Source organism: Pseudoalteromonas byunsanensis (assembly GCF_001854475.1).
Classification (GTDB): Bacteria; Pseudomonadota; Gammaproteobacteria; order Enterobacterales; family Alteromonadaceae; genus Pseudoalteromonas; species Pseudoalteromonas byunsanensis.
The window spans coordinates 400,512-424,277 of record NZ_MNAN01000037.1 but is presented as its reverse complement, the minus strand read 5'-3'; the positions used below and the strand labels follow the sequence as shown (position 1 = coordinate 424,277).

Here is a 23,766-nt window from a genome sequence, read left to right as displayed (position 1 = left end):
GTTTCTTGATAGTGTATCGCTATACCAAAGGAGTCAACTAATGAGTCAATCAACTATGTTAATTTGTACCACACTTCTTTCACTTAGCTGTGCTTTGTCAGGTTGTACTGAAGAGGGCGATGCGGCAAAACCTGCGGTCAGCGAGGCCACCACTGCTGAGGCGAGTATGGTGTTCGTCAATGGTCAGGTTTATACCGTCAATACTAAGCAACCATGGGCACAGGCAGTCGCAATACAAGGTAATAAGATTGTTTATGTTGGAGATGATACACAGGCCAAGAGTTATATTACCGACCGTACAGAAGTGATCGATCTGAAGGGTAAAATGCTGCTGCCAGGTTTCCATGATGTGCATATTCATCCCTTGGAGTCTGCCTCTGAAGTCACGCAATTTACCTTACCTGGATACGCTTCAGAAAGCGAATATATCGACTTATTGTATGAAGCATCATTAAGCCACCCTAATACGGACTGGTTAATTGGCTATGGTCATGAGATAGCAACGTTGTTGGACATGCAGACATCGCCGTTGGAGGTACTGGATGAAGCGATACCGGAGCGCCCTGTCATTATCATGGAGCAAACTTCTCATTCAATGTGGGTGAATAGTAAGGCGCTCGCGCTTGCGGGGATCACGGCTAACAGTCAAGACCCCATCGGGGGTGTAATAGGTAAAGATAGCCAAGGCAACCTGAACGGGATTCTATATGATAACGCTGGTAACCAATTAATGGAGTTGGCGATGAACTCGCGTCCAGACGCTAAGGCGCAAGATTACTACGGTTTGATTGAGTACACGATGCCTGAGCTCAATAAAGTCGGGATCACGTCAATCAGTGATGCGCGTACTTATTGGCAAAGAGGACACCTGCAAACTTGGCAGCGTGTAGCTGATGAGGATAAGTTAACGCTGCGTGTTAGCCTTGGTCTTTGGGCATACCCGCAAATGAGCGATGAAAAGCAACTTGCATCGCTTAAAGCGATGTTTAGTCGCCCATCAGACAGCCTGTTGAAAGTCGATCAGGTAAAGTTTTATATGGATGGCATTTTAGTTAATAGCACGGCGGCAATGCATGAGCCCTACGAAGTTAACTGGCTCAATTTATATCAAAATAAGGGGTTAAATTACTTTACTCAAGCGCGCATGGAAAAATATATCCAGGCTCTGGAGCCAGTTGGTTTCGACTTTAACATTCATGGAATTGGTGATAGGGGTATCCACGAGGCATTAAATGCTATTGAAAACGCCTCTAATGGCGATGCAAGACACAGGATCACTCATTTAGAAGTCGTTGACCCAGATGACATGCCTCGTTTTGGCAAACTGAATGTGATTGCCGATGCGCAAGTCGCAGGAGAATTTAGCCAGCCAAGTCATTGGCCTGAAAATATCCCACTCATAGGGGTACAACGCTCACAGGATCTGGTGCCTATAAAAAGTTTGCAAGCTGCAAATGCCACACTCACGTTAAGTAGCGATTGGAATGTCAGTACCTTTAACCCTTTTGTGGCACTTAGTCACGCTATATCCAGAGCGCCACAAAATATTACGCTAGCACAGGCGATTGCAGCCTACACTATCAACGGGGCGTATGCGATGCGTCAGGAACATTTGGTGGGTAGCATAGAAGTGGGTAAACGTGCCGATCTTGTGGTGTTAGATCACAACCTGTTCGACTTAACTGCTGAGCAAATCAAACAAGTAAAGGCTGAACTTACCTTACTTGATGGTGATGTGGTGTATCAGGCTTACTGATACGTTTTTGGCACTGCATACGACTTCGTTTTATGTTGGGGGATTCGTGTGTGGTGCCAGTCACAGAAAATGCGTAGAATACCCCTTTTGCTTATTACTTTTTATATATCATGACACCAACTGCCCTGCCCTTGCTTGACCAACAGCTATGCGAATTAGAACAATTTCCCGATGAAGTCAGACGCCTATTTCATGGTCGAGGTCAGTGTTGGCCAGGCCTCGAACATATTACGGTGGATTGGTTGGCAGGACAGTTATTGATTTCATTGTTTAAAGAGCCCGACCTTGAGTTTATCGACGCGTTGCGAGTGCTCAGTGCAAAGTGGGCGCAATTACCACTTTGGCAAAGTAAGGTGAAAAGTATTTTGTTGCATCATCGCAGCCGCCCAGACTGTGAACTTGAGGTGCTGTGGGGCACTTTGTCAAAAGAACAGCAAGTTGTTGAAAATGGGCTGACATTTTTGCTGGATTTGGGTAATAAGCAAAATAACGGTTTGTTTCTAGACATGCGTTTTGGTCGCAGCTGGGTAAAATCAAACGCGCAGGATAAGCGGATATTGAATTTGTTTGCCTACACCTGTGGCTTTTCGGTTGCCGCGATTGCAGGTGGTGCAAAGCAAGTAGTAAACCTAGATATGGCTAAAGCTGCGCTTGGTAAAGGGCGAGATAATCACAGAGCTAATGGTCATGAACTCAACAAAGTGAAGTTTTTGGGTCACGAATTATTTAAATCTTGGGGAAAGGTGAGAAAGTTTGGCCCCTATGATTTGGTTATTATCGATCCACCTTCTTTTCAAAAAGGCAGCTTTGCGCTTACTAAAGATTACAAGAAGATACTCCGTCGCTTGCCTGAACTTCTGACAGAGCACGGTCAAGTACTCGCTTGTGTAAACGACCCAAGTTTAGATGCACAGTTTCTAATTCAGGAAATGGCTGAGCAGGCCCCAGATATGGTGTTTGTGGAACGTCTTGATAACCCGCCTGAGTTTCGAGATATTAACCCACAAGCAAGTTTAAAAAGCTTACTGTTTAAGCGGGTAGCCAGTTAACTCATTTTATTTTTAGCTTTAACGCTAAGTGCACACACGTTGTATTTAGCGTTATTGTCATTCAAACCATTCTTTTTTTTAGAATGAAATCCGCTAATTTTACTAATTTTTAATCGTTTTGCTTCTTGCTACAGTATCAATATTGAGCAAGCAATGTGCTGTTGGAGCAAAACATGAAAATCATTCGCACACAGAAATCCTATGCCACCAGTGATGGAGCAGGCGTAAGTATCAAGCGTATTGCTGGGTTTGATGGCAAGAGTCTCGACCCATATTTGATGATTGATGAATTAAAATCTGACAATAAAAGTGACTACATCGGAGGTTTCCCTCCTCACCCTCACCGTGGTATTGAAACCTTTACTTACATTCGCAAAGGTGGTTTTGAGCATCAAGATCAAATGGGCAATAAAAAAGCCATTCGCAGTGGTGATGTACAGTGGATGAGCACTGGACGCGGGGTCGTGCACAGTGAGATGCCTTTGGTTGATGAAAGTAATGGTATGCATGGTTTTCAAATCTGGCTCAATATGCCAGCAAAGGAGAAAATGCGACCACCAAGATATCAAGACTCAACAGGATCAGGTGTTCCCGCCTTGGAGAATGATCAGCATGCGCAGTTGCTCGCACTTGCTGGCAGTTGGCGGATGGATGAGCATGTTATTGAAGGCGCGATTTTAGGGCTTGCAGGAGAAGGTGCGATTGCTGATGTGATACTTCCGCCTAACAGCACGATAAAGCTCGATGTGTCCTCACATGGCAAGGTCCTGATCTATATTCATAGTGGTGGTTTATTAGCGACTGAGTTTAGTGTGGGAACACTATTGGAAGTAGCACCAAGTGAAGCTCTGGTACTTAGCGCGGGAGAGCAAGGGATGGGTGCTTTGGTGTTAGCTGGGCAACCTATCGGCGAGAAGATAGCGCATATGGGCCCATTTGTAATGAATACTCAGGAGCAACTGCAAGAAGCAGTAAGAGACTATCAGATGGGCCGTTTCGGCGACATTGTATAGCATAACGGGAGGACAATATGGGACTACTTGTGGATGGTAAGTGGCAGGACAAATGGTACGACACCAGTAACAAAGGTAAATTTGAGCGTGAAGCGGCGCAGTTAAGAAACTGGGTTACGGCTGATGGGTCTGCAGGCCCCTCTGGCTCTGGCGGGTTTAGAGCGCAATCAGGTCGTTATCATTTGTTTGTATCTTTGGCGTGTCCATGGGCACATCGGACCTTAATTTTTAGGGCGCTCAAAGGCTTGGAGGAACATATTGAAGTTTCAGTGGTAAGTCCTGATATGCTGGATCAAGGTTGGACTTTTGACAAAGCAAGCGGCAGCAGTGGTGACCCGTTATATGGTTTTGATTACATGCATCAATTGTATACCCTAAATAATGACACATATAGTGGACGTGTGACTGTGCCTGTTTTGTGGGACAAACAGCAGGAAAAAATTGTCAGCAATGAGTCCAGTGAGATCATTCGTATGTTTAATAGCGCGTTTAACGAAATCACTCACAATACAGACGATTATTATCCTGAGCATGCAAAGCAGCAAATTGATGAAATAAATGAATACATCTACCAGAACATTAATAATGGGGTTTATCGATGTGGCTTTGCAACGACTCAGCAAGCATATGAGCTGGCATTCGATGAGTTGTTTGCAGCGTTAGATAAGGTTGAGGGAATACTTAACGATTCATCATACCTGGTTGGGGCTGATGTTACAGAGGCTGATTGGCGGCTATTCACGACGTTGATCCGTTTTGATTCTGTTTATTATGGTCACTTTAAGTGTAATAAGCAGCGTATAGAGGACTACCCGAATCTGGCAAACTATATTCGTAAGCTATATCAATGGCCGAACATTGCCCAGACAGTGAACTTTAGTCACATAAAACGGCACTATTATTATAGTCATACCATGATAAATCCGAATCAGCTGGTGCCAAAGGGCCCTACTATTGATTATACGACACCTCATAACCGAGCTAGAACCAAGTAAGCCTTGTGATTAAGCCGCTGCCGCTTAGTGCCTGTCATGTTGCAGGCACTAAGTGCTCCTAAAAAGTACCTTGATATGGTAGGTACTTCATTGATACTTATGCTCTTATTTTTATCTTAACTGTTTCATCCAAAAAGCTATATTTTTGCAAATGTAGCGGGCTCGACTACATTTATATCTATCCTTCATTATTACAATAAATTATGGAACAGGTTAATTCGAGCCCTACTATTTTGATAGTTGAAGATGATGAAATTAATTACCTCGTCCTAGAAAGTATTTTGTCGAAGAGTTACCGAACAGCGCGTTGTGCGAGCGGCCTAGAGTGCATGGAGTACTGTCAATCGCATCAGCCTGACATCATTCTTATGGATGTGGAAATGCCGGTAATGAACGGACTAGAAACGTGCAAGTTGCTAAAGCAAAGTGATTTTACCAAAGACATACCGATTATCTTTGTTACCTCCCATCATCAAGATCATGAACAAACGCGTTGCTGGCAAGCTGGTGGCAGTGACTTTGTGATAAAACCTGTTAATGCACTAACGTTAATGCACCGTGTTGAGGCACAAGTACGGCTTTTACATCAGCATAGGCAACTAAAATCAATGGCCTTTATTGACGGGTTAACACAAGTTTATAACCGACATTACCTGACTTCTGAGTTGGATAAACGCTTGTCTTATGCCAAGCGTAATCGTACCGCGTTCTCATTAATTATGGCGGACATAGATTGGTTTAAAAAATATAACGACTTTTATGGTCATATTAAAGGGGATGAATGCTTAAAGCGCGTGGCTCAATTGATTAAATGCAACCATCACCGTGGTGAAGATGCGGTAGTACGATACGGTGGAGAAGAATTTGTTTGTATCATGCCGCAAGTTGATAGGCATGGCTTAGAAAAGCTTTCTTGTGCTTTAAAGCAGCGAATACAAGAAGCTAATCTGCCACATGAAGCCTCTAAGTTTGGTTATGTGACGCTCAGTATTGGCGGGGTGTACAGCGATAGCGTCCGACAGTGCAACGGCCAAAAGTGGTTAGAAGCTGCTGATGAGCAACTTTATTTGTCTAAAAATAAAGGCCGCAACGAGATCTCAATAAAGGAACTACCCAGTGACGAGTGAACATATTTTCAGCTTGTTTAAAAAAGGCATGTCACTGTGGGCAAGCCTTTTTACATTGCTACTTATAATGCTTGTGGTAACGCTATATTTCGATGGAAATATAGAGAGAAAGACTCAAATTAAAGTCGAACAGGAGCTCACTGAGCTGCTGGAGAGTAAGAAGCGGCTTTTAAATCGCGAAGTGCAAAAATATAGAAATTACATTAACTTTTTAATTGAAACACCGCCCATTCAGGGAATTTCACGCGCTCAGCGTAATCAAGGCATCGACCCAAAAGACAGCACGACCACTGAGCTGTGGAGGAACCGTTTGGCGCAAATTTTCAGTTCCATGATGTATACATACGCAGATATAGATCAGTTACGCTTAATTGATAGCCAAACAGGAGATGAGTTAGTTAGAACTGACCGTTACGGTGGTTTGGTAAGTGTACGGCCGCATTCAAAATTGCAAAATAAGGCACATCGACATTATTTTACCGAAACCATCAAACTAAAAGAGCGTCGTATATATGTATCACAGATAGACTTAAACCGAGAACATGGAGAAATAGTCTACCCATTGAAACCTACGATACGCCTAGCTGCGCCGGTTTATAATGAACAAAATGAGCTTTTCTCAGTATTGGTTGTCAACATAGATGCCCAACTGCTCCTTGATAAGCTCAAACAATTATCTTTGGCAAGTGCCCAGTTTATACTTTTAAACAGCACTGGCCATTTTATCTATCATCCTGATGAAGCTATGCGCTTTAGTAAGGATCTTGCCAGTCAGCAGACTTGGCAATCTAATTACGCAGCCCAGCCTTGGTCAGATTCATCAATGCTATCGGTTACGCAAAAAACCTCCAATCTTGAGTTTATGGCAAAACGTACTGATCTATTTGTAGCATCTAACTCTGAAAGTGGACAAATAAATGGCGTTACAATGCTCCCTATGGCGCAGTATGAAGAGTATTTACTACAAAACAGGCTGAGTGTTTATTCCTTGATGTTAATTGTTGGCATCATTTTTATGCTGGGCTTGTTGGCTTTGTGGGTTTATTTTAGAAATAACCAGCAATTGCTTGAAGCTCGCTCGCAGTTGGCTGACATCATCAATGGTGCGTCTGATGGGATTATTGGCTTTAATGAACAACTGGGTATTATCAGCCACAATGCAGCGGCAGAGCGGATTTTTCCAGAATTAAAAACTTCGACTGACAAGTCTTACAAAGTACTAAAGCGTCATATACCAGAAGATTATATTCACTCTACCTTGTATAACGTGATGCACAGAAGAGGGCTTCAGACATTTGAGATCCACGCAGATCTATTGGGTGAATCAAGAGATTTGGAGCTGTCAGCGTCGCCTATTCGCTCGGCTGACGGAAATTTATTGGGGTTTGCTCTGTTTGTAGCTGATGTGACGGAGCAAAATAAAGCTAAAGCGGAAATTGTAAAAATGAACGCTTCTTTGGAGCTTCAGGTTGAACAACGAACATTAGAGCTGGACATAGCAAAGCGTAAAGCGGAAGAATCATCAAAGGTAAAAAGTGCTTTTATTTCAAGCATAAGTCATGAAATGAGAACACCTCTCAATGGAATTTTAGGCACGTTGGAATTAGTGCGTCGAGAGCCTTTGAGTCAACAGCAAGGTAATTATCTAGATATGATGAGTACCAGTGCTAAAACTTTAATGAGATTGATAAATGATGTATTAGATCTGTCTAAAATTGAAGCAGGAAAATTAGAAGTGAGTGCGCGGCCATTCAATCCGCTAGAGCTCCTTGAGCATGTGACCAGTTCTGTGAGTGTCAAAGCTCAGCAAAAGGGCATTGATTATATGTTAGATGCGGTAGACGTAATGTATCTCAGTGTTACAGGAGATGGTGGCCGCCTTAAACAGGTACTTTATAATTTGATCAGTAATGCGATTAAGTTTACCCACACAGGCGGGGTATTTGTATATGCTAAAACTAAAGAGCTGGATGAAAAGGTTTGGTTAGAGGTTGAGGTGAGAGATACCGGAATAGGTATCGCAAAGCAAAGTCACAGTCAGTTATTTCAATCTTTTAGCCAAGAGTCGCCGGAGACTTCATCGGAATATGGAGGGACAGGGTTAGGGTTGTCGATTTGTAAGCAGTTATGTGAATTGATGGGGGGAGAGATCTACTTCACCTCAGAAAAAGGTAAAGGAAGCAGTTTTTGTTTTTCTATTCCTTTTGCATTAAGTGATGCTAAAAAGCTTGTGATAGAACCGGTACTGGCGGATAAAAAAATATATATAGCGGCAAAAACACAAGAAGAAGAGGCTTATTTTAAAAAGTTTTTGAGCCTTTATGGCGCTCACATATGTGACTTGAATCAAGCTGACTTGTGGTTGGTTGATGTGGGCATTGAACTGGGACAAAATCTGGCTAACGCGTCTGGCGCAAATAAAAAAGCGTGTTTTGTCTATGATCCGGTCAACGACCCAATGCCTGTAAATAAAGGGTTGGTGGTATTGAGTAAACCTGTGCGTTATTCAGATGTACTTGCCAGCATAAACCGTGAAGGGACTTTGAAAATTTTTGGTCACACAGGTATGTCATGCTTCGATAGTGAAGCGTATGGAGAACAGTTTGACTCACTGGAGGGCCTAACTGTCGTGGTCGTTGATGACAATCAAATTAACCTGGAGGTAGCAAGAGGGATCCTCAATGCCCATAATGTGGTTTCTTTGCTCGTTCATTCTGGTCAAGAGTTAATTCAAAAGCTCAATTCACTTGCGGCTCAGCAGGTTCAAATATTGGCTATCCTAATGGATTGTAATATGCCCGTAATGGATGGCTATGAAACTACTGTTGCAGTACGTTCAGGCCTAGCTGGTCAGTTATATCAGTCTGTTCCTATCATTGCTTTGACCGCTAGTACTATGCAAGGTGAAATGCAACGTTGTAAGGCGGCGGGAATGAATGACTATATTTCTAAGCCAATTGACTCACTTACCTTATTTACAACCTTGCTAAAGTATAAAGATGCTCAGGCGAATATTAATACACAAACAAATACTAATACACAGATAAATAAACAACCTAATAGCAGTATTAATAAGGAAAACGACAGCGTACTTTTGGAAAATGAGAGTATGAAAGTATTAGACCGTGAGGCTGCACTAGAGCGGCTGATGAATGATGAGAGTTTATACGTAAAGATATGCGAACTCTTTACACAAAGTGCTAATGCTCGTTTTCGTGAGCTGACAGAAGCTGTGGAGGCTGTCAATCTAGAACGTATTAAACAGGCTGCACATGCAATCAAAGGGCAAGCTGGAGACGTGGGAGCGAAGCGTCTCCATCATTGGGCAAACTCGTTAGAGCATGCTGCAAATGACGCAGAGCAAAGTGAAGTTTGTCGAGAGTTGTACCTGAAGGTACAGACAGAACTAGAGCAGGTATGTATTCAAATTGAAAATCAAGTCTTAAATGCAGCAAGCTGACAAGCCTGAACAAATCAGGCTCTGTCGCTTATTGTTAATGACAAATGGCTTTCTACTATTTAGTAAAAGGGTTACTTCTCCATTTCGGACCAATAATATTCCATTTGTTTTGCCGTCGTTTTAGCGATATTTGTACCAAAGTGCTTTCTGACTAAAGCAAGGCTCATATCAATGCCTGCTGATATTCCTGCAGAACTAGTAAAATTCTGATCCATAATGTAGCGGCTGTTCTCTATCACACATAACTGCGGGTAGTTTTGCTTTAAGTTGTCTATGTCTTCCCAATGTGTTGTAACTTTCATTTCATCAATAAGCCCAGCTGCGGCAAATAAAAATACGCCTGTACAAACAGAAGCACAAGAACGAGTATGTTGCGCTGTCTCAGCGAGCCAATGCAGAATAATAGGATTCTTTTCTATTCCCTGATGCTTCCCGCCAGCTACGATTAATAGGTCAAAATGTGGATGAGCATAAATACTGTAATGGGGGTTTACACTCATTCCGCCCCTCGTTCTTACTGGTGAATGAGTTGGAGCAACTAGACTGACACCAATATGCTCACTAACAAACTGATTAGTCGTTGAAAAAACCTCATAGGGGCCACTAAAATCAAGGACTTCAACTCCATCATAGATAAAGATACCAACTTCCATAAATTTTCACCTGCTTGTAGTTGTGACTTACCAACGCAATTATTAACAGTGTAGTTATCTGCGTGGCAAAGTAATAGTTGTTTTTACATTAGTCGTACTTATTGTTCTTTTACCGATAATATGTTGCAGTTTTTTGTTCCCCATTTAGACTTACCCAACTGGTTTATTTAACCGAACAAGAAAACTAAGAGCATAATTATGATTAAAACAACAATCACGGCTGTCAGCACAGCGGTAAGCTTGACGTTGGCACTCACCCTATCGGGTTGTAGTTCAACTTATAGCGAACACAGTACGACTCAAGCGCAACAAGTAGAACAAGCTAACGTATTATTACAAGAATTTGCGGGGCCTTATCAAGGGGTACCACAGTTCGATAAAATGAACATTGCCGATTTAAAGCCTGCACTTGAATTTGGTATGGCTGAACAATTGTCTGAAATTGAATTAATTGCAAATAATCCAGAAAAACCAACATTTAAAAACACTATTGTAGCGTTAGAGCGTGCAGGCCAAACACTGGATCGCGTTTATACGTACTATGGGATCTGGAGTGCGAACAAGTCTAGCCCTGAGTTACGAGCTATTCGTAGCGAAATGGCACCAAAGCTTTCTGCATTTCAATCTAAAATAACTCAAAATAGCAAGCTATTTGAGCGTGTTAAGACGGTATACGAAAGTCAAGAGTTTAAAAAGCTGACATCAGAGCAGCAGCGTATTACATGGATGACATACAACAGTTTTGCACGTAACGGCGCAACTCTTAAAGGAGAAGCTAAGGAACGTTACGCGCAGATTAACGAACAGTTGGCGTCACTGTATACGAAGTTTTCTTCAAATGTATTAGCGGATGAAGAAAATTACGTGGTTTATCTTAACGACCAACAGTTGTCTGGGTTGCCAACATCATTTATTGAAGCCGCAGCGGCGGCGGCAAAAGAGCGCGGTAAAGAAGGAATGTACGCGATTACTAACTCGCGCTCTTCAATGGATCCGTTTTTAACCTACTCGACAGAGCGAGCTTTAAGAGAGCAAGTCTGGAAAAATTATTATAACCGTGGTGGAAATGGCGATGAGTTTGATAACAATGCCATTATCAAAGATATTCTTACCTTACGCCATGAACGTGTAAACCTGCTAGGTTATGATAATTATGCACAATGGCGCTTGGAAGATCGTATGGCCAAGAACCCTGCCAATGCTATGGCGCTGATGAATAAAGTTTGGCCGGCAGCAACTGCACGTGTTAAAGAAGAAGTTGCAGACATGCAAGCTATTGCAGATAAAGAAGGTGCGGGGATCACTATTGAACCTTGGGATTATCGTTTTTACGCAGAAAAAGTGCGTAAGGACAAATATGACTTAGATTCAAATGAAGTTAAACAATATCTGCAATTAGATAAGTTACGTGACGCGATGTTCTATGTAGCGGGTCGATTATTTAATTTTGAATTTACTGAAGTACCAGATGGAAAAGTGCCTGTATTCCACCCAGATGTGAGTGTGTGGGAAGTAAAAGATAAAACAACAGGTGAGCACGTTGGCCTTTGGTATCTGGACCCGTTTGCCCGCAAAGGTAAACGCTCCGGTGCATGGGCGACGACCTATCGTAGTTACACCACATTTGATGGTAAAACCAACGTACTTAGCTCGAATAACTCTAACTTCGTAAAAGGTGCTGAAGGTAAACCAACCTTGATTTCATGGTCGGATGCTGAAACATACTTTCACGAGTTTGGTCACGCTTTACACTTTTTAGCTGCTGATGTTGTTTACCCTAGTTCACACAACGGTGTCAGAGACTATACCGAGTTTCAGTCTCAGTTACTCGAACGTTGGTTAACAACTGATGAGGTAATTAATCAGTTCCTAGTTCATCAGGAAACTGGAGAGCCAATGCCTAAAGAACTTGTGGCGAAAATTAAAAAGTCAGCGACATTTAACCAAGGTTTTGCAACTACCGAATACTTGGCGTCGGCTATGATGGATCTACTTTATCACAGCACGGATCCGAAAAAGATCAAACCTGCACAATTTGAAAAGGAACAGCTAGATAAACTTGGTATGCCATCTGAACTTGTGATGCGCCATCGCAGTACACAGTTTGGACATGTATTCTCTGGTGAAGGATATGCAGCAGGTTATTATGGCTATCTGTGGGCCGAAGTGTTAACGTCAGATGCTGCTGAAGCTTTTGCTAACGCTCCGGGAGGATTTTATGATCCAAAGGTGTCTGAGCGATTAGTGAAATATTTATTCTCGGTCAGAAACGCAATGGATCCAGCTGAGGCATATCGCTTGTTTAGAGGCAGAGATGCAGACGTTAGCGCCTTAATGCGTGATCGCGGCTTTCCCGTCAAATTGTAATTAGTAAAATATTTATGAGGGCGTTTATCGCCCTCTTTTTTTGTCTATCTTTCATGGCCTATATTTATCACGATTTTTGTTCAGTTTTGATATTCCACAAGCTCACTTAAGCCTTGCAGATCGAAGTCGTTTGTAAAGGGGGTTTACGACCTTGGTATTGAAAGTTGCTAAAATAATTAGCTCATTGGCTTAAAAATAGTGGCTTTCGGAGACTTTTCTATAATTTTTTGTGCTTTTTTTATTCTGGTCGGATGAGCTGGTAATGGATTGAATTTAAAGTGTTTATTGAGCTTTTTTAGTTTTTTTGTATGGTTTTTTTATTTTTCGCTAATCACTTTGTTTGAGTTTTTCTGATTCATTTGTTATAAATACTCATACTTTATTAAGTTAACGTTCATTTAGTTGCTAATACTTATAAAGTTTCATTCAGGGATGTTGTGCTTTTTATTAGCTGGTTATTTTTTAGGAGCGCATCATGGCATTATTCCGTACCTATAATGTTGATTCAGAACAGCAATTAACTCTTCCTGTTACTATTGCTATTACACTTGTTTTACTAGCGTTGACTTTGTTTACCTTTCCGAGCCAAGCTATAAATACATCAGCTACTGTTCAGCAAGAGTGCAGTGAGTCTCAGTGTACAGAACAAAAAGTTTAAGTAGAATTTAAATATATTGGCATCCAAACTACCTTGTTTGGATTGGTGTATGTTGTTTGGTTATCCTTGACCAGATACTGTATTTATCTCCCCTCCCCTTCAAAGTTCGATAAAAATAGGATGATTATTAGATAAATTTACTTGTTCATTCTATTCAACTCGGTATAGTTTGTTATTCGCAAAAAGTACTCAAAATTACTGAGAAATGTATATGCAATTAGTCGATTTAAACCCGGATGACCCTAGCGTCATTGAAGTATTCACAGAAATCGATCGCCTAATGAACACCTTATATCCTATAGCTAGTGACCAATCATTGGCATTAGAAGAGTTACGTCAACCCAATGTACATGCTATCGGGCTTAGGAATGAAGACGGCATAGTCGCGTGTGGGGCGATCGTCAAGCAGTTCAACAAAACGCTTTATGGGGAAATCAAGCGCTTGTATGTGCGTCCTAGTTATCGTGGTAAGGGTCTTTCACGGCGTATTATGCAGATATTACTACACTATGCCGGAGAAGCTCAGATCCCTCTTATCCGTTTGGAAACAGGTAGCAAACAAACAGAAGCTATTAGTTTATATGAGAACTTAGGATTTAAGCGTTGTGAGCGTTTTGGTTTTTACACAGATAACCCGCTGAGTGTATTCATGGAACTATCTTTAAATTAAGTGAAACACAACAAACACCGATTTTTCAGTCGATGTTTGTTGTGTAGATATCAGAACTGTTTAAACGTCCATTTTACAACTTTTTGACACCCATGTTGTGTAATGCAAAGCCAAAGATGTCTGTATATTTGTCAATTATCTTACTGGTAGGCGTACCTGCTCCATGCCCCGCATTAGTTTCGATCCTTATCAATGTAGGACTGCTACCAGCTTGTTTCTCCTGAAGCTCTGCGGCAAACTTGTATGAATGCGCAGGTACTACGCGGTCATCGTGATCACCTGTAGTAATCAAAGTAGCAGGATACTTCACGCCAGCTTTGACATTGTGAACAGGTGAATACCCTTTGAGATATTTAAACATTTGCTCACTTTGTTCAGCTGTGCCGTAGTCATACGCCCAACCTGCACCTGATGTAAAGGTATGATATCTAAGCATATCAAGTACTCCCACAGCAGGTAGTGCGACTTGAAATAAGTCTGGGCGCTGAGTCATAACAGCGCCTACTAATAAACCGCCATTAGAACCACCAAAAACAGCTAACTTACGTTTTGACGCATAGTTCTCATCGATCAAATACTCCGCAGCACCTATAAAGTCATCAAACACATTTTGTTTTTGTAGTTGAGTCCCCGCTTTGTGCCAGTTCTTGCCATACTCTCCACCGCCGCGAATGTTTGCCACCGCATATACACCACCCATCTCAAGCCAAGCTGCAGTTGCTGAACTGAAATATGGCGTTAGACTGACGTTAAAACCACCATAGCCGTATAAAATTGTGGGATTGTTGCCATCACGCTTTAAACCTTTTTTATGTGTGATAAGCATAGGTACTTTAGTACCGTCTTTTGAGGTGTAAAAAACCTGCTCAGAAACATATTCGTCAGAATTAAAGTTTATTTTAGACTTTTGGTAGACAGTACTTTTGCCTGACTCAACATCAAAACTAAATGAAGTGCTAGGGGTATTGTAGTTACTAAATGCGTAATAAATTGTTTTATCTTTCTTATTGCCTTGGAAGCCATGAGCTGACCCAGCGCCTGGTAGAGAGATATCTCTTATCAGCTTTCCTTGCATATCATACTGTTTTACAGTTGAAATGGCATCGACCATGTAATGAGTAAAGATATACCCCCCAGCGCTTGAGGCTGTGAGTACATGCTCTGTCTGTGCAATGAAATCTTGCCAATGCTCAGGCTGTGGTTTCTGTGGGTTTACCTTAACAATACGTTTATTCGGCGCGTCTAAGTTTGTTACAAAATATAGCCATTGGTCGTCGCTTTCAAGCAGATAGGTATCCGAATTATCTTCTGCTAGTACAGTTTCTAATTGTGCATTAGGATTTTGTAGGTCTTTAATAAATAGTTTATTACCTGAAGTAGAGATGCTGGCACTAATCAATAAATAGCGACCATCATCGGTAACGTCAGACCCTACGTAGCGGTGCTTCTGTTCAGCAGTGCCACCAAATACAAGAGTATCAGCGCTTTGTGGCTCGGCTAAGTTGTGAAAATAAAGTTTATGTTGATCGGTTTTGGCTGACAGCTCACTACCTGTAGGTTTATCATAGCTTGCATAGTAAAAACCTGTGTTACCAAGCCATGAGATACCACTAAATTTTACATCAACTAGTGTCTCACCAATTTGTTGTTTGGTTTGCGTATTTAACACAATAACTTTGCGCCAATCGCTGCCACCTTCAGATATTTGGTAGGCAATTAAAGAACCATCCTTTGAAAAACTCAGGCCAGCAAGTGACGTAGTACCGTCTTCACTAAAGTTATTGGGGTCCAAAAACACTTCACTGCTGCCATCTGCTAGTTTTCGATACAACACGTTTTGATTTTGTAATCCATCATTTTTAAAGTAGTAGGTGTAATCACCATGAGTGAATGGTGTGCCTACCTTTTCATAATCCATTAGTTTTGTTAGAGTTTCTTTTATCTGATCGCGATAAGGAATTTGCGATAAATAGGCTTGAGTTGTCTCATTTTGACTGCTCACCCATGATGCCGTTTCATTGCTCATGTCGTCTTCTAACCAGCGGTATGGGTCGGCGACTTGATGTCCAAAGTAGTTATCTACATGGTCGGTTTTTCTGGTTTGAGGATACGTCAACGGCGAGGTGTTTGTTTCCATATTACTCTGCGTTTGTTGTGTATAATTATTGGTATTTTGGCAGCCAGCCAGTGAGACTAGCGCACAGGCTAGTAAGGTTTTTTTCAGCATGATTTTTTATCCTTGATAGTTTGCTGAGTTGTCATCCCATGTATGCTAGCACCGAGTATTAACCAAGAGAAATCATAAAAAATAAAAAAATTAATAAATTTCAATGGATTATATTCTTATTTACATTCGTTTACACCTCAGGGTGGGTTTTCTGCATAAAAATAGTTACTTCCGCCATCACGATGCCGAACTTTTTAATGTAGGATCGATTAATAATTGTGTTGTCTTCAAACGCCCAGATCCAGTCGTCAAATTGCACAGTGTAACTGGTCTTATCAACGGGCAAGCTCATTTCATATTGCCAACGCATAACGTTGCCAGCAAGTTGGCCTTTGGCCTGCCCCAGTATATCGTTTGCACTGCCTTGCAGTTGGCTTCTATCTTTCGCCGAAATTTTCCATACTCTGTGGGTGACGCCTTGTCCTACTTCGTAATGAAATGTTTCGTCTAGTGTAAGAGTAGTACCATCTGTTCTTCCATCAATCTCAACGGTAAAACGTTGTATCATGTCACCGGAGCGATCTTGCACAATACCCCATGCTTTGACCTTGCCGTTAAAAAACTCGAAAGGATCGAATTGTGGGTCAATATTTTGATATTTGTTTGCATCAATACTAATACCACAAGCTGCCAATAGGATTGTTAGTAGAAAAACAGTGAGTGTTTTAAACATTTCATGATTCCTAATTTATGTTGAGTAACGCTTTGCGCATAGCGGGTTCAGAGGTGTTCTCTGACAGCCAGATGGCAAAGAAATATTTAGTAAACAATGGGTCGTCTATTTGTCCTATCAAGGTATTACCGTTGAAAAAGAGACTACTGCCCTGCTCTGTTCGTTGTCCGTATAATTCGGTGCCATTTGTTACGTCGGGGAAAATTTCCCGCATCTCATTCAGCCAGTTAGACAGCTTCGCCTCATTTTTGAAACCTTGCTTTTTTATTTCCTCAATGGAGCGTTTAGCAATTTCCTTTCCTTCCAGATCGCGCAGATAGTGGAGCTTGAGTATGAACGGGCGGCTACTATCAAACTGACCGTTGGGAGCGTACAAAGTGGCTTGATATATATCCCAAAATAGATAGGTTAGCGTTGGTGAGTCACCAACCGCTCTAGCTCCAGGGATAAGCTGCTGCGCAATAGAGGCGTATGCCATGCTGGTCGCTAATAAAGATAAGCATAAAAGTACTCTACTAAGCATGTCTTGAGTCCAAAATTTGACATAGATATGATTAGTACGGCGTTACGATAAAACTCGATCGCTATGATGTGTATGAAACAATTTTGTCAAGGGGCATTACAGCTCGAAAAACCTTTTGAATTGCTCGATAAACCAGAGCAATCTTGGGTCGTTTTGTCGAGTCTTGTGCAAATAAAGCTTGATTTTATAGTTTGGAATACGAAGTGGTGGGGGAAGCAATACCAAATCCAATGGTTGAGCGACTTGTTGTGCATAGGCTTTTGGCAAGGTGAGTAGATAGGGGGACTGAGTCAGGTAATATGGCGCGATAAGAACATGAGGAACAGTCACAGCTATCGTTCTAGTCTTCTTCAACTTAGCTAACATAATATCAACAATGCCTTTAGTCTCGTTCCATGGAGCGATAAGAATATGCTGGTAAGTCAAAAAGTGATCTAAGGTCAATTGTGGGTATTGGGCTATGGGATGTTGCTTAGAGATGGCTGTAATATATTGATCTTCAAACCATAAATGATCAACAACACTTTCACTGCGCTCTTGCTGATGTGAAAAGCCGCAAGCGAAGTCAAGTGTGCCATTTTTCAATGCTTCTTGCGGAATACGTTGTTCAAGTGAAACAAAGCGCAGATTAATTTGTGGGTATTGTACGCAAAAATGTCTAACCAGAGGCTTAAGGCACCAAGCTGTATAGTCCGTGGTTGCGATAGTGAATGTTGTGCTGTGGTTTGCGTTGAAGGATTCACTGGGATTGAGGCCATCAGATAACAATTGCAGAGCGGGTAACACACTTTGCGCAATTTTCTGTGCAAATAAGGTAGGCACCATTTCATTATCAATACGGATAAATAGATCATCATCAAGCCGGAGTCTGAGTCTGGTCAATGCATGGCTACATGCCGATTGACTCAGGTTTAAATCTTGTGCTGTTTTGCTTACCGAGCCACTTTGGTATAGCGATGCAAATAGCTTGAGCAGATTCAGATCGATGTTAGGTAACAAACTATGTTCTCCGTGCATTTAGCTTGTGCAAATTATGCATTTAATTCATGAGTTATTTTAGCATACACTAGGGTTTTGAAATCAAATAGGCCTTTTAAATGAGTATGCAAATCCGTGCAGCAGTGAAGCAAGACGCAGCATTAATTCTAAAATTTATCAATGACCTAGCAGTATATGAAAAAGAGCCTGATGCGGTGTTAAACACAGTGTCAGAGATTGAAGAAAAGTTGTTTTGTGAGCACGCCCGAGCCCATGCTTTGATCTGTGAACAAGATGGTGAAGCGATTGGTTTTGCGGTGTATTTTTATAACTACTCAACTTGGTTAGGCAAGCATGGATTGTATTTAGAAGACTTGTACGTTGCTCAAGATAAACGTGGTAATGGTGCTGGCAAAGCCATTATGCAGTACTTAGCTCAGTTAGCTTTGGCAAATGATTGCGGCCGCTTTGAGTGGGTTGTGCTTGATTGGAATAAACCAGCGATTGATTTTTACAACAGTATAGGAGCTAAACCGCAAGATGAGTGGATCATCTACCGCTTATCTGGTGACGAGCTTAAATCTTTTGCTGAAAATGGCTTATAGCACTAATCGTTTTGTTTGGTGTTAAATCAGTGTATGTATGTGAGCTTGTAAAGCAGGAATAACCTGTTGCTCAAACCATAGGTTTCGTTTTAGCCAAGCTTGATTTCGTGGGCTTGGGTGAGGCAATACGATGCGTTTGGGCAAGAGTGTTTTCCAGTTTTTAACTTGCTCTGTGAGCGATGTACTGGTACCTAAGTGGTATCGCTGGGCATACTGCCCGATAATAATCGTTAAACTAACGTTGGTTAATTGTGGCAGCAAAGCTTTGTGCCAAGTTTTTGCACAAAGTGCAGGGGGTGGTAAGTCGCCCGAACTGCCACGGCCTGGATAACAGAATGCCATGGGCACAATCGCGAAAAACTCAGGGTTATAAAACTGCTTTTCTGTTACATTCAACCAATCTCTCAGTCTTTTGCCACTCGCATCGTTAAACAACATACCTGTTCTATGTACGCTTAGACTGGGTGCTTGCCCTGCAATCAGTATTTTTGCTTTACTACTTGCCTGCACTACCGGATTTGCGCCATGAGGGAGTGCTGGTTCACATAGAGTACAAGATTGTATGTTACTAATTATCTGCATTTTTGATGTACTTTGATGTGGGTTGTAAAGCGTTAATGTAGCATATTTTCATCAGGGTCCGAATGTCATACGCGAAACCATAAAATTACTAACTCACACTAGTGACGGTTTGCTGGAAGCTAATCTGGATCAGGATTTTACCCACTAAAGCCGCTATTTCATTGATAACCGCTTAAACAAAGACGATATTTAGGCGTGTATCCTTCAGAGATCACGATTTTACTAAGCAAGAGTTGATAAAAATCTGATCTAGAGTCTATTTTTATCAATCCAGTTGGTAAAAATATGATCTTATATTGCTTATGTTAGTAAAATTCTGATCTCTGATAGCGCATTTTCCTGATCAGTTAGTAAAAACATGATCTCAAAATAAAACAACAGGATAAGTTAGTAAAAAGCTGATCTATGATGTCTTGGTACAGGAACTGTGTTTTTCATATAGGGACGTTCAACCGTGTGTCTTGTCCCTCATAAAGGGCTGCGACCTTCAGGGTTACTGGGCTTTTACGCAGTGTATTTATAAATTATGTTAGTAAAATACTGATCTATGATGAGTTGTGGATGGTGATTGTCGCTGCTGATTAAGTACTCAAAGGAATATATAGCTTAGTAAAAATCTGATCTCCTCGAATCACTCGAAGGTATGACAAGTGCAGTTAGTAAAAATATGATCTGAAGTTATATGATTGATATTGTTGGCTATCTAAGAGGTTGATGGCAGCTATAAAGGGTCTAAAGTGAGTAAAAAGCTGATCCATGGCTGGATCAACTTTTTATCAAGTTAAAGGTTCGACCAATCCAATTGCATATCCCATACATACTGCCGTGCGTCTTCTAGGGGGGATTGTGACTCGTCGATATGCTGCAACACGTTAGTTGCCTCAACGAGTGTTGCGTCACGACCAAAAATATAGCTTTGCTCTTTTACAATCGTCAGATAAGCCTTATTTAGCGCTAAGGCACGTTCAGCTGAGGGGGTTATAAGCTCATAGAGAGTTTTGGCTTGCATTATTTTGTCTTTATCAACGCTGCCATCAGAATTAAACCAGCGAGCAAGCATTTCTTGGTTTTGTCGAAATTCGTCGCCACCACCAACTCGGGTCATATAAGTTAGAAACTCACCTTGATCTTCACCTACATTAGGTGCATCTTGCATGGACTTTAGGTCAATATAGCCCCAGCCATTTCTTCCAGTTACTTTACGCGCAAATGAAAACGTTTGATCATAAGTTGACCCAACTGTTTTATGGCAGCCATTACAAAAAGCGAGCTCCTGTTCATGTTGTGGCCTCAGTTGTCCTTGGGCGTCTTCGATGTAACCATTGATGAGCCAGCCAAACGTATTATTCACTCCTTTATCTCCCAAATAAAGGGTTTGTGGCAGGTTTTCAAATGACTTCTCTTTTGCTTCTCGATAATAAGATGAGGCCAATGCTGCTTTTGATTTAAACCTATGCTTCTTCATGTAGCGAACTTCTTTCATACGTGGAGCGTTGTAGATATTCCCTTGTTGGTCAACGCCAATGTAGCGCACTGTATGTAAAAACTCGGTGCCTTGTGGGTAAAGTTGATACGCCAACTCATCTTTTGTATCGCCTACGTAATGACTTCGCTTTGATAAATAAGAAATTCGACTCAGTTGGCCATCTTGATTCAGGTCCTCGCCAATACGCTGTTCATCAAGCTCAGGTACAGATATGCCATCAAGGCCTTTGAGTGCGATTTCCACCAAACTAAGGTTTGCAAGATACACATCTCGATTGTATACCCCTTGATGTGTTCTAAACTCTTCAGGCAGGCGGATCATAACGTCGCCAGTTGACCCATTAGTGGGCCAAAAAGTACTGGGAAAAGGCTTGTAGTTAAAGGCTACCCAGCCACTACCATCTCTAGCAAAGCCAAATTCATCGAACGCTTTTTCAGGGTAGGCCAGATTATCTATAGGGGTAATTTCACCCTGCCAGTCACTGTTTTGCTTTAGTTTTTCTATGAAAGGACTGTAGTTGTCTTGATTTATCCACGCCAAAATGTGTTCATCAGAGATATCTTTTACCAACTCAGTTCGGTCGATGAATAGGTTCTTCCAGTGATTTTTGGTGCCTAAATCGGAGAATTCGTAATTTCCTTGCAGATGACCGTCAAACATCTGATTTGGTTTGTTTTTATCACGCTTATCTGTTTGATGACAGGCGTAGCAAGGATTGTTAACACCATCAGTTTTAGTATAACACTGAGGTGGGATGACAGACTCAGCGTTATAAATTTCATGGTGTTGAATATAGGCAACTGCAGGAATATCATCGTCCTGTTTGAAAGGTGCTGTTACAGTAAGTGTGTTTTTTTGTACTTCTTGTTGGATGGATTTTTCGCAGCCACTAAGCAAACCTAGCATCATCAGTGCAGCAAAGATAGGGTATTTCATTTTTATGACTTCCATTAGCTAGACAAAAAAAACGGCAGCTCTTAGTCGAGCGCCGTTTTACAAAAAGTGACTGTTATTTGGACTTAGGGTCGTATAGCCACAGCGTGTTATTATCTTGGAAGCCATCTTCGCCTATGATGATACGTCCATCTCGCATGACGATGACGTTATCAGGTTGTGATAGCTGGTTTACATCACAACGTTCAGCACCAGTGAGGCTTGAGCGGTAGGTGCCGCCCATGACTACAGGTTCTATGCGAGTTAGGTTGTAGTTGCTATCGATGGCTGCGCGATAAACCCCACCACAGTCTTTAACACGACGAGACAATTGAATGTCGCCTTGGTCGTCTGTCATAGTGTTATCAATATCAGCAATGCCGATGTACATGTAGGCTTTATCGACAATTTCCCCTTCAATCAGATCTTCCCCTGTCACCGCTTCTTTTACGCGCTCTAGGTTAATACTAATACCTTCTAGTTTACGCCACTCCGCAGTTGCGCCTTTCAAGCGAGCGGCTTGGCGCGATTCCAAAAAGGCCACGCGATTATCCATAGGCTTACCAGCTGTTACTGGACCGCCTCCTTGTTCAATGCTTGGATAAGTTTGTGCGCCATCCGCCCATGCCTGGACATCGGCCATAGTGATATAGCTTGATTGACCGTCGACGTAGTCTGCTGTAGTAATGTTGTCGTACTCTGTTATCCAAGTGGCGATGTCTGCATTGCTGCCACTGGCCAGTTCGACCCATTCGATATCAAAGCCAGTAACGGCTGGGTCGTTTAATCCCTCGTCCTGAGTTAACTTTGCACCATACAGCGTTCCTGAGCTTAGGTCCTTGGGGTGATCAGCAATAAATTTAAACAATACACCACCGGTGTCGTCTTGTGATGAATAAACCGTTCGCTCATCTGGCATTACGACTGAGTTTTCATGCTCATAACGACCAATTGTGAAATGCTTAATCACATCGGGTGAAGCGCTGGTTGGGTTCTTTACTTCTGCGATGTAGCCGTAGCGGTATGGGTTGGGAAAATCTGGTGCAACTAGCGCTTCGATACCATCTGTTCGGGTATCAGCTGGGTCATTCCAGCTTGCATCGGTCGTGCTATCTACGCTGGAGTTAACAATCCACTCTTCAGAAGTAAGGGGAGTTCCCCAAGGTGATACAGAGCCAAAACAGTTTGCGGCGGTGCCGTGAACAGCATCAAAGTTTACCATCATAGCTTCGGTGATAGACCATTCACCCTTAGTGTCTTTGCTCATTTTCAAACGGCTCATCCCCCCAGGATATGATTCCCAGTTAGTAAATAAGTAGCCTTCGGTGTCAGAGGTAGCAATGAAACCGTTGAAATCAGGGTTGTCGTTACGAATAATTTCTTGCTTTGAGTTAATGCCGTAGTGCACGCCAAGGCCACCTGTAACGCCTTTTGCACCCAAGTTGGCAAAGACATCACCAGTTTGCCCTAATACCTGATACTGACCGATTGCCGACATTACGATTTGTTGCTCTTGTTCTGAAGCAGGAACTGGTGAACTTACGATGTTGCGAGGCAGGTTATTGAAGTCTACACCGGTTAAGACGCCGACAGTCCCTTTATTAAAGGTTTTACCATCAGTAGCTACGGTATTACTGTCAGCTGGGTGTTGTACGTTGAAAAATAAGTCACCTTGTTCGGTCAGAAACAAACCGGTTACTTCGGCGCCATTTGGTACTGTAGCAATACGAATAAGACCGCTTCCCCCATTAGCGCCATCTTTGCCGTTGGCACCATCGCTTCCAGGTTGGCCGCTAGCACCATCTTGACCGTTTTGGCCATCAACACCATTTTGACCAGTTGTACCCTGAACCCCCTGTTCCCCTTGTTGACCCTTCGCACCATCATCGCCATTACATGCCGTGAGCGCGAGAGTGACGGCTCCTGCGATCAAAGAATAGGCTAAACGCTTCATACTGTTACTCCAAATTGCACTTGCTAATTATTGTTAAGGAGGCAATAGCTTGGGTTG

At 42.1% G+C, this 23,766-nt stretch carries 18 protein-coding genes; 10 read left to right on the top strand and 8 right to left on the bottom strand.

Translation table 11 applies throughout. The features are described from left to right. The first annotated feature begins 40 nt into the window (after positions 1–40). The 6 genes from BIW53_RS20225 (at position 41) to BIW53_RS20200 (ending at position 9,400) form a co-directional block, all read left to right on the top strand. Positions 41–1,756, top strand: a complete 1,716-nt coding sequence (locus BIW53_RS20225) for an amidohydrolase (RefSeq protein WP_070993818.1) — start codon at positions 41–43, stop codon at positions 1,754–1,756. 110 nt (positions 1,757–1,866) lie between these two features. Continuing rightward, positions 1,867–2,805, top strand: coding sequence for a class I SAM-dependent methyltransferase (locus BIW53_RS20220; protein WP_070993817.1), 939 nt, complete (start codon positions 1,867–1,869; stop codon positions 2,803–2,805). Positions 2,806–2,978: 173 nt separating this feature from the next. Then, complete coding sequence (locus BIW53_RS20215; protein ID WP_070993816.1) at positions 2,979–3,818, top strand: pirin family protein; 840 nt, start codon at positions 2,979–2,981, stop codon at positions 3,816–3,818. A 17-nt stretch (positions 3,819–3,835) separates the two neighbouring features. Then, positions 3,836–4,813 (top strand): glutathione S-transferase family protein, encoded by a 978-nt coding sequence (locus tag BIW53_RS20210; RefSeq protein ID WP_070993815.1) that lies wholly within the window; start codon positions 3,836–3,838, stop codon positions 4,811–4,813. Between the two features lie 203 nt (positions 4,814–5,016). Then, positions 5,017–5,940 carry a GGDEF domain-containing response regulator gene (locus BIW53_RS20205; RefSeq protein WP_070993814.1) on the top strand — a complete coding sequence of 308 codons (924 nt, stop codon included), beginning with the start codon at positions 5,017–5,019 and terminating at the stop codon, positions 5,938–5,940. After that, the gene (locus BIW53_RS20200) at positions 5,930–9,400 is read left to right on the top strand and encodes an ATP-binding protein (RefSeq protein ID WP_070993813.1); all 3,471 of its coding nucleotides are present in this window, start codon (positions 5,930–5,932) and stop codon (positions 9,398–9,400) included. The genes BIW53_RS20205 and BIW53_RS20200 overlap by 11 nt, the downstream gene beginning before the upstream one ends. A 71-nt stretch (positions 9,401–9,471) precedes the next feature. Here BIW53_RS20200 and BIW53_RS20195 read toward each other — a convergent pair whose 3' ends face one another. Then, positions 9,472–10,053 carry a DJ-1/PfpI family protein gene (locus BIW53_RS20195; RefSeq protein ID WP_070993812.1) on the bottom strand — a complete coding sequence of 194 codons (582 nt, stop codon included), beginning with the start codon at positions 10,051–10,053 and terminating at the stop codon, positions 9,472–9,474. A gap of 198 nt (positions 10,054–10,251) precedes the next feature. On the opposite strand from BIW53_RS20195, the gene BIW53_RS20190 reads away from it, so the two are divergent. From BIW53_RS20190 to BIW53_RS20180, 3 genes are all read left to right on the top strand, one after another. Continuing rightward, a complete protein-coding gene (locus tag BIW53_RS20190; RefSeq protein WP_070993811.1) occupies positions 10,252–12,420 on the top strand; it encodes a M3 family metallopeptidase in 2,169 nt (722 codons plus the stop codon). 475 nt (positions 12,421–12,895) lie between these two features. Next, complete coding sequence (locus BIW53_RS20185) at positions 12,896–13,078, top strand: hypothetical protein (protein ID WP_070993810.1); 183 nt, start codon at positions 12,896–12,898, stop codon at positions 13,076–13,078. 211 nt (positions 13,079–13,289) lie between these two features. After that, positions 13,290–13,748 (top strand): GNAT family N-acetyltransferase, encoded by a 459-nt coding sequence (locus BIW53_RS20180; protein WP_070993809.1) that lies wholly within the window; start codon positions 13,290–13,292, stop codon positions 13,746–13,748. A 73-nt stretch (positions 13,749–13,821) separates the two neighbouring features. Here the strand turns inward: BIW53_RS20180 and BIW53_RS20175 are convergent, their stop codons facing one another. The 4 genes from BIW53_RS20175 to BIW53_RS20160 all read right to left on the bottom strand — a co-directional run bounded on the left by BIW53_RS20175 (position 13,822) and on the right by BIW53_RS20160 (position 18,188). Further along, positions 13,822–15,975, bottom strand: coding sequence for a prolyl oligopeptidase family serine peptidase (locus BIW53_RS20175; RefSeq protein WP_070993808.1), 2,154 nt, complete (start codon positions 15,973–15,975; stop codon positions 13,822–13,824). A gap of 130 nt (positions 15,976–16,105) precedes the next feature. Further along, entirely contained in the window at positions 16,106–16,648 is a 543-nt protein-coding gene (locus BIW53_RS20170; RefSeq protein WP_070993807.1) for a DUF3833 domain-containing protein, read from the bottom strand. 10 nt (positions 16,649–16,658) lie between these two features. Then, positions 16,659–17,171 (bottom strand): chalcone isomerase family protein, encoded by a 513-nt coding sequence (locus BIW53_RS20165; RefSeq protein WP_070993806.1) that lies wholly within the window; start codon positions 17,169–17,171, stop codon positions 16,659–16,661. A gap of 96 nt (positions 17,172–17,267) precedes the next feature. Next, complete coding sequence (locus BIW53_RS20160) at positions 17,268–18,188, bottom strand: LysR family transcriptional regulator (RefSeq protein ID WP_070993805.1); 921 nt, start codon at positions 18,186–18,188, stop codon at positions 17,268–17,270. 80 nt (positions 18,189–18,268) lie between these two features. On the opposite strand from BIW53_RS20160, the gene BIW53_RS20155 reads away from it, so the two are divergent. Beyond that, on the top strand, positions 18,269–18,754 hold the full coding sequence (locus BIW53_RS20155; protein ID WP_070993804.1) for a GNAT family N-acetyltransferase: 486 nt from the start codon (positions 18,269–18,271) through the stop codon (positions 18,752–18,754). 21 nt (positions 18,755–18,775) lie between these two features. Here the strand turns inward: BIW53_RS20155 and BIW53_RS20150 are convergent, their stop codons facing one another. The 3 genes from BIW53_RS20150 to BIW53_RS20140 all read right to left on the bottom strand — a co-directional run bounded on the left by BIW53_RS20150 (position 18,776) and on the right by BIW53_RS20140 (position 23,709). Further along, positions 18,776–19,336: a uracil-DNA glycosylase family protein gene (locus BIW53_RS20150; protein ID WP_070993803.1), complete on the bottom strand. Its 561-nt coding sequence runs from the start codon at positions 19,334–19,336 to the stop codon at positions 18,776–18,778. A gap of 781 nt (positions 19,337–20,117) precedes the next feature. Further along, the gene (locus tag BIW53_RS20145) at positions 20,118–21,758 is read right to left on the bottom strand and encodes a hypothetical protein (protein WP_139158899.1); all 1,641 of its coding nucleotides are present in this window, start codon (positions 21,756–21,758) and stop codon (positions 20,118–20,120) included. A 73-nt stretch (positions 21,759–21,831) separates the two neighbouring features. After that, positions 21,832–23,709: an alkaline phosphatase PhoX gene (locus tag BIW53_RS20140; protein ID WP_070993802.1), complete on the bottom strand. Its 1,878-nt coding sequence runs from the start codon at positions 23,707–23,709 to the stop codon at positions 21,832–21,834. Positions 23,710–23,766 lie beyond the last annotated feature (57 nt).

What these genes read in the sequence shown, in the direction of transcription:
- BIW53_RS20160 (WP_070993805.1), bottom strand. Translation starts at nt 18,188, where the DNA reads ATGCACGGAGAACATAGTTTGTTACCTAACATCGATCTGAATCTGCTC.
- BIW53_RS20225 (WP_070993818.1), top strand. Translation starts at nt 41, where the DNA reads ATGAGTCAATCAACTATGTTAATTTGTACCACACTTCTTTCACTTAGC.
- BIW53_RS20165 (WP_070993806.1), bottom strand. Translation starts at nt 17,171, where the DNA reads ATGCTTAGTAGAGTACTTTTATGCTTATCTTTATTAGCGACCAGCATG.
- BIW53_RS20220 (WP_070993817.1), top strand. Translation starts at nt 1,867, where the DNA reads ATGACACCAACTGCCCTGCCCTTGCTTGACCAACAGCTATGCGAATTA.
- BIW53_RS20150 (WP_070993803.1), bottom strand. Translation starts at nt 19,336, where the DNA reads ATGCAGATAATTAGTAACATACAATCTTGTACTCTATGTGAACCAGCA.
- BIW53_RS20140 (WP_070993802.1), bottom strand. Translation starts at nt 23,709, where the DNA reads ATGAAGCGTTTAGCCTATTCTTTGATCGCAGGAGCCGTCACTCTCGCG.
- BIW53_RS20205 (WP_070993814.1), top strand. Translation starts at nt 5,017, where the DNA reads ATGGAACAGGTTAATTCGAGCCCTACTATTTTGATAGTTGAAGATGAT.
- BIW53_RS20195 (WP_070993812.1), bottom strand. Translation starts at nt 10,053, where the DNA reads ATGGAAGTTGGTATCTTTATCTATGATGGAGTTGAAGTCCTTGATTTT.
- BIW53_RS20190 (WP_070993811.1), top strand. Translation starts at nt 10,252, where the DNA reads ATGATTAAAACAACAATCACGGCTGTCAGCACAGCGGTAAGCTTGACG.
- BIW53_RS20180 (WP_070993809.1), top strand. Translation starts at nt 13,290, where the DNA reads ATGCAATTAGTCGATTTAAACCCGGATGACCCTAGCGTCATTGAAGTA.
- BIW53_RS20215 (WP_070993816.1), top strand. Translation starts at nt 2,979, where the DNA reads ATGAAAATCATTCGCACACAGAAATCCTATGCCACCAGTGATGGAGCA.
- BIW53_RS20170 (WP_070993807.1), bottom strand. Translation starts at nt 16,648, where the DNA reads ATGTTTAAAACACTCACTGTTTTTCTACTAACAATCCTATTGGCAGCT.
- BIW53_RS20175 (WP_070993808.1), bottom strand. Translation starts at nt 15,975, where the DNA reads ATGCTGAAAAAAACCTTACTAGCCTGTGCGCTAGTCTCACTGGCTGGC.
- BIW53_RS20185 (WP_070993810.1), top strand. Translation starts at nt 12,896, where the DNA reads ATGGCATTATTCCGTACCTATAATGTTGATTCAGAACAGCAATTAACT.
- BIW53_RS20210 (WP_070993815.1), top strand. Translation starts at nt 3,836, where the DNA reads ATGGGACTACTTGTGGATGGTAAGTGGCAGGACAAATGGTACGACACC.
- BIW53_RS20155 (WP_070993804.1), top strand. Translation starts at nt 18,269, where the DNA reads ATGAGTATGCAAATCCGTGCAGCAGTGAAGCAAGACGCAGCATTAATT.
- BIW53_RS20145 (WP_139158899.1), bottom strand. Translation starts at nt 21,758, where the DNA reads ATGAAATACCCTATCTTTGCTGCACTGATGATGCTAGGTTTGCTTAGT.